Annotated in this window: 17 protein-coding genes and 1 pseudogene; 8 read left to right on the forward strand and 10 right to left on the reverse strand. The window is 49.4% G+C overall.

What is annotated here, in order from left to right:
- Window positions 1–170: 170 nt before the first annotated feature.
- Entirely contained in the window at window positions 171–974 is an 804-nt protein-coding gene (locus tag N7E60_RS15760) for a M48 family metallopeptidase (protein WP_269598620.1), read from the reverse strand.
- Window positions 975–1,146: 172 nt separating this feature from the next.
- Between N7E60_RS15760 and N7E60_RS15765 the strand changes: the two genes are divergently transcribed.
- Window positions 1,147–1,593 (forward strand): hotdog fold thioesterase, encoded by a 447-nt coding sequence (locus N7E60_RS15765; RefSeq protein WP_069586919.1) that lies wholly within the window; start codon window positions 1,147–1,149, stop codon window positions 1,591–1,593.
- Window positions 1,594–1,598: 5 nt separating this feature from the next.
- Entirely contained in the window at window positions 1,599–1,823 is a 225-nt protein-coding gene (locus N7E60_RS15770) for a DUF3389 family protein (protein ID WP_077662452.1), read from the forward strand.
- Between the two features lie 101 nt (window positions 1,824–1,924).
- On the opposite strand, the gene N7E60_RS15775 is transcribed toward N7E60_RS15770, so the two are convergent.
- From N7E60_RS15775 to N7E60_RS15790, 4 genes are all read right to left on the reverse strand, one after another.
- The gene (locus N7E60_RS15775; RefSeq protein WP_269599023.1) at window positions 1,925–2,719 is read right to left on the reverse strand and encodes a DUF2797 domain-containing protein; all 795 of its coding nucleotides are present in this window, start codon (window positions 2,717–2,719) and stop codon (window positions 1,925–1,927) included.
- A 133-nt stretch (window positions 2,720–2,852) separates the two neighbouring features.
- Window positions 2,853–3,170, reverse strand: coding sequence for a hypothetical protein (locus N7E60_RS15780; RefSeq protein WP_269598621.1), 318 nt, complete (start codon window positions 3,168–3,170; stop codon window positions 2,853–2,855).
- A gap of 124 nt (window positions 3,171–3,294) precedes the next feature.
- Window positions 3,295–3,420 carry a hypothetical protein gene (locus N7E60_RS15785; protein ID WP_269598622.1) on the reverse strand — a complete coding sequence of 42 codons (126 nt, stop codon included), beginning with the start codon at window positions 3,418–3,420 and terminating at the stop codon, window positions 3,295–3,297.
- 224 nt (window positions 3,421–3,644) lie between these two features.
- Complete coding sequence (locus N7E60_RS15790; protein ID WP_167315113.1) at window positions 3,645–4,550, reverse strand: endonuclease/exonuclease/phosphatase family protein; 906 nt, start codon at window positions 4,548–4,550, stop codon at window positions 3,645–3,647.
- A gap of 312 nt (window positions 4,551–4,862) precedes the next feature.
- On the opposite strand from N7E60_RS15790, the gene nrdD reads away from it, so the two are divergent.
- The 3 genes from nrdD (at window position 4,863) to N7E60_RS15805 (ending at window position 8,767) form a co-directional block, all read left to right on the forward strand.
- Entirely contained in the window at window positions 4,863–6,998 is a 2,136-nt protein-coding gene (gene nrdD / locus N7E60_RS15795) for an anaerobic ribonucleoside-triphosphate reductase (RefSeq protein ID WP_269598623.1), read from the forward strand.
- Window positions 6,999–7,007: 9 nt separating this feature from the next.
- Window positions 7,008–7,505: an anaerobic ribonucleoside-triphosphate reductase-activating protein gene (gene nrdG / locus N7E60_RS15800; RefSeq protein WP_096632648.1), complete on the forward strand. Its 498-nt coding sequence runs from the start codon at window positions 7,008–7,010 to the stop codon at window positions 7,503–7,505.
- Between the two features lie 74 nt (window positions 7,506–7,579).
- The gene (locus N7E60_RS15805; protein ID WP_269598624.1) at window positions 7,580–8,767 is read left to right on the forward strand and encodes an amino acid aminotransferase; all 1,188 of its coding nucleotides are present in this window, start codon (window positions 7,580–7,582) and stop codon (window positions 8,765–8,767) included.
- 267 nt (window positions 8,768–9,034) lie between these two features.
- Here the strand turns inward: N7E60_RS15805 and N7E60_RS15810 are convergent.
- Together N7E60_RS15810 and murQ are read right to left on the reverse strand one after the other, a co-directional pair.
- A pseudogene (locus tag N7E60_RS15810) lies at window positions 9,035–9,151 on the reverse strand (PTS transporter subunit EIIB); the annotation flags it as partial.
- 28 nt (window positions 9,152–9,179) lie between these two features.
- Window positions 9,180–10,082: an N-acetylmuramic acid 6-phosphate etherase gene (murQ, locus tag N7E60_RS15815; protein WP_269598625.1), complete on the reverse strand. Its 903-nt coding sequence runs from the start codon at window positions 10,080–10,082 to the stop codon at window positions 9,180–9,182.
- Window positions 10,083–10,318: 236 nt separating this feature from the next.
- On the opposite strand from murQ, the gene N7E60_RS15820 reads away from it, so the two are divergent.
- Complete coding sequence (locus N7E60_RS15820; RefSeq protein ID WP_269598626.1) at window positions 10,319–11,170, forward strand: SIS domain-containing protein; 852 nt, start codon at window positions 10,319–10,321, stop codon at window positions 11,168–11,170.
- A 98-nt stretch (window positions 11,171–11,268) separates the two neighbouring features.
- Here N7E60_RS15820 and ylqF read toward each other — a convergent pair whose 3' ends face one another.
- On the reverse strand, window positions 11,269–12,213 hold the full coding sequence (gene ylqF / locus N7E60_RS15825; protein WP_269598627.1) for a ribosome biogenesis GTPase YlqF: 945 nt from the start codon (window positions 12,211–12,213) through the stop codon (window positions 11,269–11,271).
- A gap of 291 nt (window positions 12,214–12,504) precedes the next feature.
- Here ylqF and N7E60_RS15830 point away from each other — a divergent pair, with 291 nt between their 5' ends.
- Entirely contained in the window at window positions 12,505–13,818 is a 1,314-nt protein-coding gene (locus tag N7E60_RS15830) for a methyl-accepting chemotaxis protein (RefSeq protein ID WP_269598628.1), read from the forward strand.
- 66 nt (window positions 13,819–13,884) lie between these two features.
- On the opposite strand, the gene N7E60_RS15835 is transcribed toward N7E60_RS15830, so the two are convergent.
- Window positions 13,885–14,784 carry an NAD(P)-dependent oxidoreductase gene (locus N7E60_RS15835; RefSeq protein WP_269598629.1) on the reverse strand — a complete coding sequence of 300 codons (900 nt, stop codon included), beginning with the start codon at window positions 14,782–14,784 and terminating at the stop codon, window positions 13,885–13,887.
- Window positions 14,785–14,894: 110 nt separating this feature from the next.
- Here N7E60_RS15835 and N7E60_RS15840 point away from each other — a divergent pair, with 110 nt between their 5' ends.
- Window positions 14,895–16,643, forward strand: coding sequence for a bifunctional metallophosphatase/5'-nucleotidase (locus N7E60_RS15840; RefSeq protein WP_269598630.1), 1,749 nt, complete (start codon window positions 14,895–14,897; stop codon window positions 16,641–16,643).
- Window positions 16,644–16,870: 227 nt separating this feature from the next.
- Here the strand turns inward: N7E60_RS15840 and N7E60_RS15845 are convergent, their stop codons facing one another.
- Entirely contained in the window at window positions 16,871–17,815 is a 945-nt protein-coding gene (locus N7E60_RS15845) for a hypothetical protein (protein ID WP_269598631.1), read from the reverse strand.
- Window positions 17,816–18,035: the final 220 nt, after the last annotated feature.

Below are 18,035 nucleotides of genomic sequence, written 5' to 3' on the forward strand. Positions count from 1 at the left end.
CAACTGCTTCATCACAAGTGGTGTTCGCTGCGTATGGCCTAAAACTTAAGCGTAACATATAAGTTAATTTATTGTGTGACACCTGTAACCTAATCTCGCTGAGATCCTTTGCATCAGCGTGATTTAGGGCAGTATGTGACGCTCTTCACGATGTTAATCAAATGTTTACACTAATGAGGCTGGCTGGGCTTTTGACAGCGTGGTGTCAAACGATGAGGCACCTGAGGAAGCGCCTTTACGCCTTTTTCTAGCGCTTGAATACGAGTGTCAGGCGATGGGTGGGTCGAGAGTAACTCTGGTGGCGCACCCTCTGAAGCCGCGGCCATATTTTTCCATAAGGCGACACTCGCACTCGGATCAAAGCCAGCTTGATGCATGAGCTGTAGGCCAATTTTGTCAGATTCAGACTCCTGCGCGCGATTGTAGGGCAGTAATATCCCCACTTGCACGCCAAGCCCTAAACCGGCCATTGCCATCGCAGCGTATGGGCTGTCAGACATTGACATACCTGTGATGGTGAGTCCCAGCGTGGCAAGTTGAGAGCGAGATAGGCGTTCGTTGCTGTGATCGGCTAGCACATGTCCGATTTCATGCCCGATGACTGCCGCGAGTTGATCCGGAGTGTCTGCCACATTGAGTAAACCCGTGTATACGCCCACTTTACCCCCCGGTAACGCAAAGGCATTGACCTGCTCGCTGTCAAACACCACTACTTCCCATTCGGAGAAATCCGCCTGTGGGGGCACGACGGCCAAAATAGCATCGGTGACACATTGTACATAGGCATTGATGGCTTGGTCGGAACTAATTGGCTGAGACTGTTTCATCTCTTCGAAAGAGCGTTGACCAAGATTGGCCATTTGGTCACCGGAAAACAGTAATAGTTGATTGCGCCCGGTGGGAGAGTGTGCGCATGCTGAGAGCAATATCGTGAGGCTTGCTGACAAGAACACGGTTTTTGCGATGCGTAGCATGAGGGCTCCCTTTATGGTTATACTCGTTGATGATGGCAAGCTACTGAAAAAACTAACGTATAGTAATCGACTGGGCGCCGTTTTCAATATCGGGCTGTCATGACATGTAGCTTGATCCCCACCCAACAGTATGACAAACATCCACAGCGACGATGAAAAATAGAGGCAAAGTGTGAGCATTTGGAAAAAAGCGATGTCATTGGAGGCTTTGAACGCTTCTTCGAGCAATACCCTGGTTGCTCACTTGGGCATAGAGTATACGGCATTTGATGAATCGAGCCTCACTGGGACCATGCCTGTGGCTCCCCATACCCATCAACCTTTAGGCATGTTGCATGGTGGCGCGTCTGTGGTGCTCGCAGAAACGCTGGGGTCGTTGGCGGCAAACATGTGTGTGCCCGAAGGTAAGTATTGTGTTGGGTTAGATATCAATGCCAATCACTTGCGTGCGATGCGAGAAGGGACAGTGACTGGCGTGGCAAGTCCTGTACATCTTGGGGCAACCACCCAGGTGTGGAATATCACTATTCACGATGAGCGAGGTCGAGACGTGTGTGTAAGCCGACTTACGATGGCGGTACTCACCGATAAGCGCGCCGATAAATCGTTGGAGGATTGAGGGAGATGGTGATCGATATCGAACACGGTAAGCTAATCGTGACCGCGCATGAAGTGGTGATCAAATTGCCCGCAATGAAATTGAGTATGCAGGTTCAATCTGATTCGTTACAGATGATTGCGGATGCCAATGTGTTGGTGGCTGATGCTGGCGATGTTCGTTGGTCACTGCCGTTAAGTGCCCAACATATTGCGTTGATCTCAGATATTACCGGTATTCAACCGCAATAATCTGACTGAAATGAACGGCATCTTCCTCTGGAGGTCGTGAGAAAGGCACACTGTGCAAGCGTTAATCATCACTTGCACAGTGTCGCGGATTGGACGCGTGATTAACTGTGCGACGCGCTGACCTCGTAGCTGGTAAACTTGCGCACATTGATCACGCCCGTATCAAAGATCAGATACTGACCTTTGATCCCTTGTAACACACCACTGACTTCAGGGTGTTTATCAAAATTATGCGAACTGATCTTGGTAGGGTGCTTAGTGACAGGGTAACTAAAGCTCAATGCATCCAGCTCGGCGGGCTGAACCGCATCGCTACCGAACTGTAGGCGAATATCCGCGAGTTCCGATTCAATCGCTTGAGTAAGTCGCGTCGCTTCGGCGTGGAGATCGAGCTGACCATTGTCGCCTTTTAAGATCGCGCGCCAATTGGTTTTATCCGCGACATGTTGTGCAATGGCGACTTCAACCAGCCCAGAAATATGGCGTGTTTTTACCCGAAACAGCGGAAGAGCCTGCGTGGCGCCTTGATCGTGCCAGCGAGTTGGCATTTGGTTAGCGCGAGTAATTCCGACTTTTAACCCAGACGTGTTGGCCAGATAGACGATGTGGTCTGTCATGCAGAACTGCTCTCCCCATTCTGGCTCGCGACACGTCCCTTGTGCATAGTGGCAGGTTTCAGGTTTCATAATACACATGTCGCAGCGGGCGAGCTTTTTCATGCACGGATAACAATGGCCTTGCGAGTAACTCTTTTTTGTTTTTCGTCCACACGCATCGCAAAAGATATTGCCAGTGTGGGTCAGGGTTAGGGTTTGTCCAAGGAGAGGGTTGAGATGCAGCTCTTCGTTACCGACACGCAGAAAGTACTGTACCTCTGCGCCGGCTTCTGTGCGCATTTTATCTAAGGTTCCAATCACGACATTGCTCGTTTTAGTTTTATTAAGAGCGGCAAGTGTAGCAAATGGCGTGCACGGACGTCAGGTGGGAAAACACAGGCCAGCAGCTACTCGCCTGTGTTTGGATAATCTGCTAGCCGAGGCGGTCTTCAACCATTTGTTGGTTGTCGGTGGCATGTTCACGGTACAGGCTCACCGAGACGACTAACACTTCTTCTTGTGTGTCTTCGTTAATGTGTTCAATCACGAAATAGTCTGCGTCTTGATCTTGAACGCCACGCTCTGCTAAACGCAGCACATCTTCTTGAATGTTTCCTTGGATCTCGATATTGGCGGTCTTCTCAAAATCACCAAAATCGAGGGTGGATTTGGCAATCAATTCCGGCGCAGCAAATGCATTGAAAGACAGGATTGAAGCAAAAAACATAGACATCGAGAGGATTTTTTTCATGACGCATCGTTAAGTCGGTGAATTTGCTGACAACCTAGCAAAGTGGCGGCGGGAATGTTGTCAGCGCTGCGTTAAAACTGAAAGATTCGTACGTCACTGGTGACGAGTGACGCAATGATATCCGTTAGCGGGATGCGTCTTCTACATCATCGCCAAATACGTCGTCTTCCTCGAAGCCGGTAGCATTGCCGAGATGGTCGGCAAGCAGATCGTCATCGGTTGGGATCACGTGCTGTTGTAATGTATCCATGATGGTTCTCCTTGTGCTGCGCCTGTTTTCAAGGCTTAGCGGTTTCCCCTTTTAGTTTGTACATGGCAGCTAGCTGACTCAGGGTGCCAGATGACAGGTTGCGTCTTTTTACTAATTGACCACATTAAACGATTTAGATGGTTGATTGCCATCGGTGTATTTAGTCTATGGCGGCTCGATGTCAGTATTGTGACAAGTTAACCACAGCAATGATGTGCTTTGGGTTAACGTTGCGACGTTGCTGGCGGAGTGAACTGCGCCACAACGGGACAATGGTCGCTTAAACGGTAACGCATCACGGTATGGTAATCAAAGTGATGCTGGTAGCTGTATTGCCACTGCTTGACCAAAGGTTCACTGACTAAGATGTGATCCACCAAGCGGTTATACATGACTTGATTCCACGATTGGGTTCGATGGTTGTACCGTCTTGCCTTACAACGCGCTCGGACAGACGCGGTGACATTTATTAAATGGGGCGGTGTGGGGGACTTTTCAACCAGACGCGCCTGAAAATCTCGCCAAACGGCATCATCACTCTCACCAATGTAGCGATTAAAATCGCCCGCGACAACGACGTGTTCGCCCGCATGATGACGATCACTTACCCAATCGGCTAGAACGCGCATCTGCTTGTTAAGTTTATCGCAGCTTCGGGTGCCTTGTGATTGATGAAAACAACCTGATTTCAGATGCACAGACAGCATATGAAACGGCGCTTGTTCAGGAGGCGTAATAATCACGTAGGTGGCATAGCGTAGCGCTGGGACACCAAAAAAGCTGGGTAACGCGATCGCGCGAAGATCTTTTGGATCCGAAACGGTCCATCCATTGCGTACCGCAATGCCAGTCAGCTGTTGACTATTGGGCTTATCACGCAACGCGGGGTAGCGGTCAGAAAAGTAATAGGTGTATTGATCGCTGGGAACCACGCGAGCAAGTGCCGCCGGGCTATCAACTTCTTGAAACGCGAGCACGTCCGGCGAGAGCTGTTCAAAAACGGAGGCGAGTTGATGGTAGTCTTCGTCACCACGATCTCCAGCGCGTTGATCGCCTTTTAGGGTTAACCATTCAAAGTTCCATGTTGCTATCGTCAGCGCAAAGCTCGGGCACGTTATCGCCCAAAGCATCACTACGATTCCAAACCGCCGGATCACAGTGGCGTAAACCTCAATTATGACTTCATAACTGTGATCTTACTTGAAGCCTGTAAGTCACATTTGATCGAACCCACAAAATGCGGACAAGGTTTGATTTTAACTAACAAAAGTCACAACAATTCATCACAACATTGATGACCTTGTACGCGTTTATTCCTCCGAATTTCTCTATTCGAAACTTCGATGATCTGTATCAACACAATGGCGACCCCACTTGCTATTAAATGCCACATCTTGTGTTGTTTGCTAGGTTTAAATCCAATATATGGTGATGGAGGGCATATGCCAGCGGTAATAAAGCGCGACGGAACACGCGTCTCATTTGATGCAGACCGGATTGTTCAAGCGGTAACTTGTGCACGAGAATCGGCACAGCGTGCGCAGGGGACGCGTTCGTTATCGGATCAGGCGATTCGATCATTGGCCGATAAGATCGCAACCCAGTTCGCTGGCGAGAAAGAAGTGGATATCGACCACATTCAATATGCCGTGGAAGATGCGCTGATGTCTGGGCCGCATAAAGCGGTTGCACGTGCCTACATTGAGTATCGTCACGATCGCGATATTGCCCGTGAACGCCGTGGCCGATTGAATCACGAAGTGCAAGGCTTGGTAGGACAAACGAACACCGAGCTGTTGCACGAAAATGCTAATAAAGATAGCAAAGTGATCCCAACTCAGCGTGATCTGCTGGCCGGTATTGTCGCCAAGCACTATGCCAAACAACATATGCTACCCAGTGCGGTGGTACGTGCGCATGAATCGGGAGAAATCCATTATCACGATCTCGATTATGCGCCTTTCTTCCCGATGTTTAACTGTATGTTGATTGACTTGGCGGGCATGTTGCAAAAAGGCTTCAAGATGGGTAACGCGGAAATTGCGCCGCCAAAGTCCATCTCGACTGCAACAGCGGTAACGGCACAAATTATCGCGCAAGTGGCCAGTCATATTTATGGTGGTACCACGATCAATCGTATCGATGAAGTGTTGGCATCCTATGTCGAAGCCAGCTATCACAAACACCTAAAAGTGGCGCAAACCTGGTCCATTGCCAAGGCGGATCAATACGCTATGGCACGTACCGAAAAAGAATGCTTCGATGCGTTTCAGTCGCTGGAGTATGAAGTGAACACCTTGCATACCGCCAATGGGCAGACGCCATTTGTAACGTTTGGCTTCGGACTCGGACAAAGCTGGGCCGCCCGTGCGGTGCAACGAGCCATCCTTGCCAATCGTATTGCGGGCTTGGGCGAAAATCGCAAAACGGCGGTTTTCCCTAAACTTGTGTTTTGTATTCGCGAAGGGCTCAACCGTCATCCTTCAGATCCGAATTACGACATCAAACAGCTTGCGTTGGAGTGTGCGTCCAAACGCATGTATCCCGATATTCTCAACTATGAGCAAGTCGTTCAGGTAACCGGTTCTTTTAAAACGCCCATGGGATGCCGCAGCTTTTTAAGCGCTTATCAAGAAAATGGTGAGTGGGTCCACGAAGGACGCAATAATTTGGGGGTGGTCAGTGTTAATTTACCTCGATTGGCGATTGAGGCTGAAGGTGACGAAGAGACATTCTTTGCGCGCCTAGATGCGACGCTTAATATTGCCCGCCAAGCCTTGGATACCCGTATCGCACGTTTCAAAGGGGTGAAGGCCCGTGTTGCGCCGATTTTGTACATGGAAGGGGCCTGTGGCGTGCGTCTTAATGCGGATGATGACGTGAGCGAGATTTTTAAAAATGGTCGCGCATCTGTCTCCTTAGGGTATATCGGACTACATGAGACCATCAATGCTCTATACGGCAGTGAGCCTCATCTTTACGACAGCGTGATTAAACAGAAAAAAGCCAAGGCAATAGTCGCGTATTTACATGATGCGACGGAGCGCTGGAAAGAGGAAACGGGTTACGGCTTTAGTTTGTACAGCACACCGAGTGAAAACTTGTGCAGTCGTTTTTGCCAACTCGATACTAAAGCCTTTGGGATGATTGAAGGGGTCACAGATAAAGGCTACTACACCAACAGTTTCCACTTGGACGTGGAAAAGCAGGTGACGCCCTACGACAAGATTGATTTTGAAATGGATTATCCACGCTTGGCAAACGGCGGATTTATTTGTTACGGCGAGTACCCCAACATGCAGCACAACATCGAAGCGCTCGAGAATGTGTGGGACTATAGCTACACACGTGTGCCTTACTATGGGACTAATACGCCTATTGATGAGTGCTACGAGTGCGGATTTACAGGGGAATTTGATTGCACCAGTAAAGGCTTTACCTGCCCTGCATGCGGCAACCATGATCCTGCCAAAGTATCGGTCACGCGCCGTGTCTGTGGTTACTTGGGCAGTCCTGATACGCGGCCATTTAATCCGGGTAAACAGCAAGAAGTGATTCGTCGCGTCAAACACATGTAGGAGAGGGGCGTGAACTACCACAAATATATTCCTGTCGATGTCGTGAATGGTCCCGGCACACGGTGCACATTGTTTGTCTCGGGTTGTGAGCATCAGTGTCGTGGTTGTTACAATAAATCAACATGGTCGCTTACTAGCGGCCATCCATTCACGGACTTAATGTGTGAGCAAATCATGCACGATCTCACGGATACCCGTGTTCCAAGGCGTGGTTTATCACTGAGTGGTGGTGATCCCCTGCATCCTGCGAACCTCGCCGGTGTAAAATTATTGTTACAAAAAGTGGCTAAGCATGCACCAGACAAGGATGTTTGGCTATGGAGTGGCTATACCTTGGCGGAGCTCTCGCCGGAACAACAAGCAATATTGGCTTACGTTGATGTGCTGATTGATGGGAAGTTTATACAATCTCGCGCCGATCCTAACTTAGTCTGGCGAGGGAGTGACAACCAATGCGTACACTTTTTATCCGAGCGAGCCCAGCAGTGGCAAGAGAATCAGCGCTGAGAGGTTGCCAATTTTCCCGCATGGGGTAGGGTATTACGTATCTTGAGCATCCAAGCCTAAAAGGACGTAATACTATGTTAGATCTGCTCTCGCCTGCCCAGCAGGATCCGATCCTCTCTTTGTCATTGGCATTTCGTGACGATCCTCGTGAGCACAAAATGGATTTGGGCATTGGTGTATATCGTGACAGTCACGGGCAAACACCGATTATGCAAGCGGTTAAAACCGCGCAGCAATCATTGGCGCAAAGCCAGCAAACCAAGGCCTATGTTGGTCTTGCCGGCAATGAAAACTTCAACCAAGCCATGATTGATCTATTGCTGAAGGGAACGGATGCTTACCATCGCTGTGCCGCGGTACAAACCCCGGGTGCGAGCGGTGCCTTGCGGATGCTGGCTGACCTGATGCATCTCGCCAAGCCGGTGACCACGGTATGGCTGACTGACCCAAGCTATGTGAACCACAAACCTGTCATGGAAGCGGCAGGCCTAACGGTCAAGTTCTACCCGTATTTCAATCGAGACACCAAAATGGTGGATACCGATGCCATGCTGAATGCATTGTCGCAAGCCGGCGCTGACGACGTGGTGTTGCTGCATGGGTGTTGCCATAACCCAACGGGGGCGGACATTAGCCTGAAAGAGTGGAAAGCTATCACTGAGCTGGCTAATCGTAATGGCTTTACCCCGTTTGTGGATATTGCGTATCAAGGATTTGGGGATGGCGTAGATGAAGATGCGCGTGGTCTACGTGTGTTAGCCGATAACGTTGAAGAGATGCTGATTGCCACCTCTTGCTCGAAAAGCTTCGGCCTATATCGTGAGCGCACCGGTGCTGCCATTGTGGTGGGTAAATCCGCCAAGGAAGCGCAAAATGCCAAAGGGCGTATTTTGCAACTGGCGCGCAGCACCTACACCATGCCACCGGATCATGGGGCGGCGATCGTCGAAACCATTCTCACCGACGACGCCCTCACGAAGCAGTGGCGCGAAGAAATCGAAGCGATGAACACGCGCATTAACCGCCTGCGTGAAGGCCTAACGGCAGCGTTACGCGATCGAACCGGTGATGGCTACTTTGACTTTATTCAGCAGCACCGTGGGATGTTCTCTGTGTTGGGATTGAGCTCAGAGCAAGTCAATCAACTGCGTGATAAGCATGGCGTGTATGCGGTTGGAGATAGCCGCATCAATATTGCCGGCTTAGCGGAGCGCCATATTGATACACTGGCCGATGCGCTAGTGGACGTAACGCGTTCTTAGTTTAGCGCGGGTTGTATAACGGAAGAGGGCTTTTAGCGCATATTGCTAGGCCCTCTTTTTTTATCAGTGTAAACGCGCACGCGGACGTAGAAAAAGGTGCGCCCTTGAGGAAGACAAGGGCGCAAGCTGGTTCATGTGGATGGGGGAATGAACTAGCTTAAATCGACATCTTTACAGCCAAAGAAGTATGTCGCGAGAAAGCCAACTACATAAGCGATAAGCAGTCCAGCAACAAAGACCAGTATGCCCGGGAAAATGCAGCTATATGTTATTGGCAAGGGATAACCGCAGTCTTGTCATACAGTTACCACATCGACTGATATTGCTGCTCCCTCCAACGGCGGACAGCAGTTGCGCGACGGTATTTGCAGTGATTTTGGCCATGGGGGCGATCCTCTGGAGCTAAAAATAGTTAATCACGATGGAGGGCTGCACGAATAAAACCGTTGTGCTCGGTGAGGCGAGTTTTTGCTTGCTCGGCATCTAAGTCGGCCAAAATCATCAAGATGGCAGTTTTGCAATGACGATCGCATGCGCAGAGGGCCTGTTCAGCTACCGCTTTTGAGGCACCGGTGGCTTCCACCACAATATTGATTTGGCGTTGGACCAGTTTGGCGTTAGTGGCTTCAACATCAACCATCAGGTTACCAAACACTTTACCGCTGCGGATCATTGCTCCAGATGTCAACATATTGAGGACGAGCTTTTGCGCGGTACCGGCTTTCATGCGCGAAGAGCCGGTGACGACTTCAGGCCCCACGATGGGCAGAATGGCAACATCTGCCGCCTCAGACATTTGGCAATGAGGATTACAAGCAATCGATGCTGTCATGGCGCCAATGGTTTTCGCATAGGCTAATCCGCCGAGTACATAGGGTGTACGACCGCTCGCCGCAATGCCGACAACCACATCTTTATCGGTTAGGTTGAGTGAGCGTAAATCGTCTTGGCCAAGTTGCTCGTTATCTTCCGCGTTTTCCACCGCCTTTAAAATGGCTTTATGGCCACCCGCGATAAGCCCAATGACTTGATCCGGATGTGTGCCATAGGTGGGAGGACATTCGCTGGCATCCAAGATACCCAAGCGGCCAGATGTTCCCGCACCCATGTAGATTAAGCGTCCGCCGTGTGCAAATGCATGCGTAATTGCATCCACCACTTGCGCAATTTGTGGCAAGACGGCTTTCACCGCAAGCGCCACTTTTTGGTCTTCATCGTTGATCACTTGTAGCATTTCGACCGTTGAAAGTGTGTCTATCTCTGCACTGGCCGGGTTGCGGCTTTCTGTGACCAATCCGCTTAAATCAATTGTCATGCCTTGTTCTCACATCAGCTGTTATTTGACGGCGATTCTATGGAATAAAATATTCCAATATAGTGATCAAAATCACTGTTATGGTTATTCTTTATACACGGTTATTCTGGAATAATGTCGATAATATTTGGGGTTAATAGCGCTTAATTTGCGGGTGAATGATGCTTTTTCAGCAATTTAGGGATATTCGATGTAATTCCAATATTGGAATAATTTATTTATGTCGTTGAGGCGTTATGTCAATTATCAATAAAATTTTAGCTCGGCGGACACAATTGTCGCAGCAGGGGTGCCTGATTGGCGATTGGGTTATCGCGCATCCAGAGAAAGCGGCGCAGCTAACGAGCCAAGCGCTGGCTAACCAGGTGGGGGTGAGTCAATCGAGCATTGTGAAATTCAGCCAAAAAATGGGTTACAAAGGATACAGTGAGTTCAAGTTGGCGCTGAATGAAGAGATTGGCCGTAAGCAAGTGATGCAATCGACACCAATGCACAGTGATATTTTGGCTGATGATCCCATGACGGTGATTTCCCAAAAATTAGTGAAAGCGAAAACGGAGGCCATGTTTCAAACCACCAATGCCCTTTCTTATGAAGCCTGTCATCAAGCGGTAGCGTGGCTTAATGGAGCACGTCGGGTACAATTGGTGGGGATTGGCAGCTCGGCGCTGACTGCGAAAGATCTGAGTTTTAAATTATTGAAACTAGGGATCACGGCGCTGTGTGAACAAGACAGTCATGTACAAATTGCCGTCGCGCGCACATTGGGGGTGGATGACGTGCAAATTGTCATTTCATTTTCGGGGGAACGAAAAGAGATTTTAGTCGCCACGGAGGCGGCTAAAGAACAAGGTGCCAAGGTGATCGCCTTATTAGGACCCGGCCGAAGTCGTATCAGACACATCGCAGACATTACGTTCGATACCATTGCTGACGAAACCAAGCATCGCAGTTCGTCTATTGCGTCCCGCACGGCGCAAAATGTGATCACAGATTTACTGTTTATCAGTTTGGTACAACAAAGAGATGAGAGCGCTCGGCAATTGATCAGTGATATTTCTTCCGATATCAAACAAATCTTGTCGTGACACGTTTAAAGGGATGTGTCGTTAAAAAGGCCCGATGCAATCGGGCCTTATTGTGTGCGGATTCTCCGGCATCTAACAAGGTAGATGCGGGATAGTGTTTAGCGTTTATTCTTTAAATAGCGCTTACGCCGTGCTTCTTTGTTCGCCGCTTTTTCTGCCTCGCGGCGTGCGGTTTCTTCTTCCACTTGCACTAATTCAGTTTCAATCATATCGGGTGCTTCCAGAGTGATCCCCCCTAGCGCGCCGGCACGGAGGTCGTGAAGCAGGATTTCTGACGCTTTATGAATATCGACTCGCCCGCCAGCACGCAAACAACCGCGTTTCGCACCAATCGCTTCCATCAACTCGATTTCAGTTTCGGGTAAATCGTCCAGCTGATAGCGCTCTTGCAGACGCTCTGGATAGGCGCTGGCTAGGTACTCGACGGTGTAAAACGCCACTTCGTCGTAGTCCATCGCCGTGTCTTTAACGGCGCCGGTTGCCGCGAGGCGAAAACCGCTATGTGGATTCTCCACTTTTGGCCATAGAATTCCCGGTGTATCCGAAAGCACCACGCCATTTTGCAAGTTAATTCGCTGCTGCTGGCGCGTTACAGCGGGCTGGTTACCTGTTTTAGCAATTACTCGACCGGCAAGGCTGTTGATGATGGTTGATTTCCCCACATTAGGGATCCCCATGATCATCGAGCGAATGTTTTTGCCCATGGCTTCGCGATGAGGAGCAAGCGCGCGACACCGCTCCATGATTCGATTGACTTCACTTTGCTGCTGCGTGGTGATGGCCATAGCAGAAACGCCTTGCTCTTGTTCTAGGTGTGCCATCCAGATATCTGTCATGGCAGGATCAGCAAGATCGCGTTTGTTCAGTACTTTGATAACAGGCTTATCGCCACGTAGTGTGCGGATCAGCGGGTTCTCGCTACTAAAGGGAATGCGTGCGTCGAGTACTTCGATGATCACATCGATCTTAGGAACGACTTCTTCGATTTCTTTCCGCGCCTTGTGCATATGGCCCGGAAACCATTGAATCTTATTGTTAATCATTTGAAAAATTGCCTTTTCTCATCCGCAGTCACTCGCGGACAGCGTTTTATCTTTTATACGTTTTCGAGTGACCGTCATGTTTGCTCGTCATCCTATCATTTTTTGAGACAAAAGCAGGAGTAGAAAGCGGTTGCGGAGATGTATCGTCGTTCTATGTACACAAATGAATACAAATAAGGTCAGACGTGAAAGCTTTGCTAGACTAAATTTGTTTGTGTGGGCGGTTGTGCCAAGTGATGTAGAACAGCGCTCATTTTCTGGTTAGCCACTTTGCTAAGAGAGAAGGCGACTATGTTGCGATGGAATAAAAGTAAGAGTCTGACAGAGAGCGAAATCACGGTATTACAGCAAAAGTACAATGCGATATGGGACGGTAATGCTGTCATCGAGTTTGAACCAGATGGCACAATTATTCGGGCCAACGAGAACTTTCTCGGTGCAGTGGGCTATCGCTTGGATCAAATTCAGGGGCAGCATCACCGAATGTTCTGTCCGCCTCATGTTGCCAACCACCCAGACTACGGCTTGTTGTGGCAGAAAGTTCAGCAAGGCGAGAACTTCTCCGGCATCTTTGAGCGCATTGATGCGCAGGGGAACACGTTATGGCTAGAAGCCAATTATTTTCCTGTGCGAGATGAACAAGGAAAGGTGATCAGTGCCATCAAGATCGCGGCGGATGTGACGCAACGAAAGCAGGAAGCCGATAAAACGGGTTCAATCATGCAAGCACTCGATCGCTCACAAGGGGTGGTGGAGTACGATATTGATGGAACGATAAAAACGGCTAATCGCAATTTTCTCTCGCTAGTGGGGTATCAGGCTGACCAATTGCAGGGTAAGCCTCACAGTGTGTTGTGCGAAAGTACCTTTAATAAGGAAAACCCACAGTTTTGGCCTCAACTTGCCCAAGGACAGTTTCAATCTGGACTGTATCGTGTACTCTCAAAAACCGGTGACATTATTTGGGTCGAAGGAAGCTATAACCCGATACGAGACGGTCAAGGAAATATCATCAATGTGATTCAGTTTGCGCGCGATGTCACTCAACGCATTGAGCGAGAACAAGAGATTCAGTGCACCATTAAGGAAGCATCGGAAATTGCTAGCAGTACGTCTGAGCAAACGGCACAGGTCTGCCAAGAGGGGCTTAACTATTTGCAAGAAGCGCTCAAGACATCAGCATTGATTGCACAGCAGGTTGGCCAAGCCACCGTCAGCATTGAAAAGTTAAATGCGCAGTTTGCTGATATTGAAAAAATCGTCCACACCATTCGTGATATCGCAGAGCAAACCAATTTACTCTCACTGAACGCAGCGATTGAGGCTGCGCGCGCAGGTGAGCAAGGGCGGGGATTTGCTGTTGTTGCCGATGAGGTGCGCCAGCTATCGCAAAGGACCAGCGCCTCAACCAGCGAGATTGCTAATGTCGTTGAAAATAACCGTAGCCATATTGAGGCAATACGAATATCGATACAAGAAGCCCAAGGCACATCAGATGCGGGGAAAGATAAAATCGAGCAGGTTGCGGCATCGATGGAAGAAATTGAGCGCGGCGCGCAGTCTGTCTCGTCGATGGCGACAGAGCTGATCCAACTGCAGCAATAAGAGGCTCAGGGAAAAACCGCAGTGCCTGGCCCTGCACATGCTTGAGCCAGACACGCTCGGTGCTATTTAGGATTGGCAGGAGTGATCGTCCGAATCAAATTGCTTGACTAAAACAGAGGTATCACAGCGGCCAAACCCGCGCTGTTGAAGTTGTGCATAACGCTGATCAACTTGTTGGGTGAGAGGGAGATCCACGCCTAATTTGGCGGCTTCTTCTAAACAAAAGCCAAGGTCTTTGCGCATCCAGTCAATGGCAAAACCGAAATCAAACTGATCGTCTGCCATGGTGTGGGCGCGGTTGCTCATCTGCCACGAGCCTGCTGCACCGTGCTGGATGGCGCTAATCATTTTGTCGATATCTAAATTGGCCGACTGGGCAAATGCGATCGCTTCTGACAAGCCCTGCAAAACGCCCGCAATACAAATTTGATTGGCCATTTTACAGCGCTGTCCACTGCCATGGGGGCCGATGTGTTGGCTTGCCTTGGCGTAAGCGCGCATGACGGGTTCAACACGTTCAAAAACGGATGGCTCACCTCCAACCATAATGGTCAATGCGCCATTTTCCGCGCCTGCTTGTCCGCCCGACACAGGAGCATCTAAAAATTGGATACCCTGTCGGCCACAGACGTCAGCGAGCTCTAAGGCCAGTTCGGCTGATGTCGTGGTATGATCGACCAGCACACTGCCTTTTTTCATGTTGGCAAGTACACCTATATCGCCATACACGACACTGCGCACATCGTCATCGTTACCGACGCACATAAAAACAATATCGGCGTGAGCGGCAGCCTCCGCTGGTGTCGTACCGAAGGCCCCTTGATATTGTTCTGACCAGTGTTCTGCTTTGGCCGTTGTACGGTTATAGACAGTGGTTGGAAAGCCATTTTTTTGTAGATGTCCGGCCATGGGAAACCCCATGACGCCTAGGCCAATAAAAGCCACGGAAGGAGTTTGAGTTGTCATATAGCATCCTTGTTGTTATATGAGCGATAATTTATCAGAAACTTAACCTGATTTGTTCCTTCAGATGATAATCTTGTACCATCACATTTTGTGTTGTAACACGGATTATTATGACAGCACCTCAATCTATCGCTTTAACCATTGCACACATCAACGACACCCACTCGCATTTTGAATCGACACCTGTTTCGCTGAGCTTGGATAGCACACAGACGCGTGTTTATGCGAACTGCGGTGGCTTTGCACGTATTGCATCTGCCGTTAAGCGTTTTCGTGCTGAGGCGGACCAGAAAGGCCACGCTTTCATGTTCTTGCATGCGGGGGATTGCTTTCAAGGTACCTTGTACTATTCCCTATTTAAGGGGCAAGCCAATGCCGATATGCTCAATCAGTTGGGCATTGATGCGATGGCAATCGGGAATCATGAGTTAGATCAGGGTAATGGTCCGGTTGCTGATTTTCTTGATCGTATTACCTTTCCCTTGCTGGCCGGCAATTGGCACGTTGCCAATGAAGCTGCAGACAAAGAAAAGCGCGTCAGTGAAAAGCCCGCGTTATTACCGTATTTGCCCGAACAGAAACGCGCCAGCGTGATGATCAAGACGATAGCAGGGCGTAAAGTGGGTATTTTTAGTCTTGCGGTCGAGCAAATGGCTGCACTGGCTAACCCTGATCATGACACGCCCTTTTTGCCCGCGACAGAAATTGCTAAAAACACAGTGGCATACTTGCGTTCGCAAGGGGTCGGTACCGTGATCCTGCTCAGCCACTTAGGGTATGACAAAGATAAATCATTGGCTGAATCTGTCTCTGGCATTGATGTGATTGTGGGTGGGCACACCCACGTCCTGCAGGGTGATTTTCAAAACATTGGCCTCGACAACCAAGACTCTTACGGTTATCGAGTGAATGATACCTGGATTGTCCAAGCCGGTTGCCACGCTCAGGCAATTGGACGTTTTACGTTAACGCTAGATGCCAAAGGGCGCCCGACCCATTTTGAGGGGCAAAATTATTTATTGTTAGGCCGCAGTTTGGCGATGGATGCGTCGCGTGAGCATAAACTGACCGCTTCTTCATACCAAGCGGCACGTGACTATTTGAGCCAACAGCAAAATCTTCTGATTTTGCCGAGTGATCTCACCCTCAAGCAGTATTTGCAGCAAACTTATCGCCCTCGGGTAGCACAGTTGGAAAGTGACATTGTCACGCATGTGCCGCAGCGGTTGCGTCATGTTCGCGTGCCGGATCAGCAAGGCGGCAGTGATGTCGCGCCATTGGTGACGGAAAGCTTTCTATGGGCGGCGCGTGAACAGGGTATCGAGGCAGATTTTGCCATCCATAATGCCGGCGGCGTTCGGGTGAGCTTAAATGCAGGTCCGCTCTCTGCCGCACTTATCGCTGGTTCGTTACTTCCGTTTGCGATTGATGTAATTGCGTATCGGGTAACTGGCGCGCAAATCCGCAATGCGCTGGAAGGTGCGATTAATAATGCCACGGATAATGGGGTGATTGGACTCGGTTCGGGCAGTTTTCCCTATTGTGCCGATCTGCGCTATCGCTATGAAGCATGGCAGCCAATAGGCGCGCGCATCACCCAATTAGACATTAAGCGCGGTCAGCACTGGATTGCGATTGATGATGAGCGCCAATACGTTGGTGTGTCATCTTCATATACCGCGCAAGGTAAAGAGGGCTACGATGCACTTCAAACCGGGCGTCGTCGCTCGATTGGTTTATCGATGGCGGAATGCTTCATGCAATACGCGCGAGCGCAAGATGTATTGCAGCTCCCTGACCAGCCTTTGGTGTGTTATCTCGCATCACCTCAGCAGTGCGAGAGCTGCTGGCAATCATAATCACTTACTTGGCCCATCCCTTGCTTACTATCAGATGAAGGGTAACCACGGCACTTTGTTGCCGCAAGGTTAAGTTTTCATCTCCATGGTCGATATGTATCTAGGAACGCAGTTTATCGGCACACGAATAGAGAGTGAGGTTCGTATGGAAATGCGTGATTGGTTCGATGTGGGTTTAATCACCTTTTGGCTACTCGCGTGGGCATCGTTAGTGTATTTCGTGCCCGTTATTTAAGCGAGTTATCCGTGGTGGCGTTGTGGGATGCGCGCTTTAAACGTACTCCCCAACGCACCAGTAACGGTTGTAAATAAATAGGTAGCTGAATGGCACCAATGAGGGGTAAAAATACCGGCCCCAATGCAGCGCCAGCTACCGTATAAGTGAGTAACACGTTACGATTCACGGCGGTGACTGCGGCAATCATGCTGGCTTCTTCCCCGTACCGCCGATAGATACAATACACAATTGCAAAGAAAAGCATGCATAATGCGACTGAAATTGCTAACAGCTCCAAGGCGTAACCGCTATCCTTCTGCCACATAGCGCCAATCGGACCCACCAGGCCTAGTGGAAAGCTAAACACCAATACAATCGTGAACTGCGCCAGTTTTCCATGAATACGTTTTAACTTCTCAGGCTTAATCCATGCATGAAATAGCGCGGCCATCCCCATCGGACCAAAAATAAAGATCACGAGCCTTGCGATATAACTGTGTAAGTCGAGTGAGAACGCTTCGCCACTCAATAGGCTGAGGTTGATAAAGAGTACAATGGGCATTAGCAAGGTTGACGCAATGGTGTATGCCATGGCGATTAATGCGTCCATTTCTAATGAGCGAATAATGGCAGGTGTCGCGAATAACGAGCCAGTGGCACAGATCCCGCTGATCGCGAGTAGCATGTTATCGGAGGCGCCCAGTCCCCATGCAATCGTACAGGTGATGATGGTCAGAACCACGGCATGAACAAATGCGTAAAGCCAAACGCGCCATTGCCCGAGAGCCCTTACCAATAGGGACTGGTTGATCCCGAGTAAGGTAAATAACATTAATGCGAATAACACATAGGGCAGGTAGGGAAAAAGTGCCAATGAAAGGTGAGGAAACGCAAAACCGATTAAAGCGGCAATAAAAAGAAACAACGCAGAATGTCGAGCAAGAAATGCTAGCATGGACAGCACCCTAATCACATGTGTAACGGCAATGTTACCAGCTTTTTCCTAAAAGTGAGTAAAGTTTGTTCGTTTTCGTCGATTTATACGCAAAAAAGCCTGATATAGCATGTCTCAGAAGGCAGCTTCAGCAATCGACGTTGTTTAAAATCTGCCGTATCCCCCATTATTTATCTTAGCTCTTTATTTAACCGAAAATTAACAAAAATCATTGCGGTGG

Origin of the sequence: Salinivibrio proteolyticus (genome assembly GCF_027286365.1) — a bacterium.
GTDB lineage: Bacteria > Pseudomonadota > Gammaproteobacteria > Enterobacterales > Vibrionaceae > Salinivibrio > Salinivibrio proteolyticus.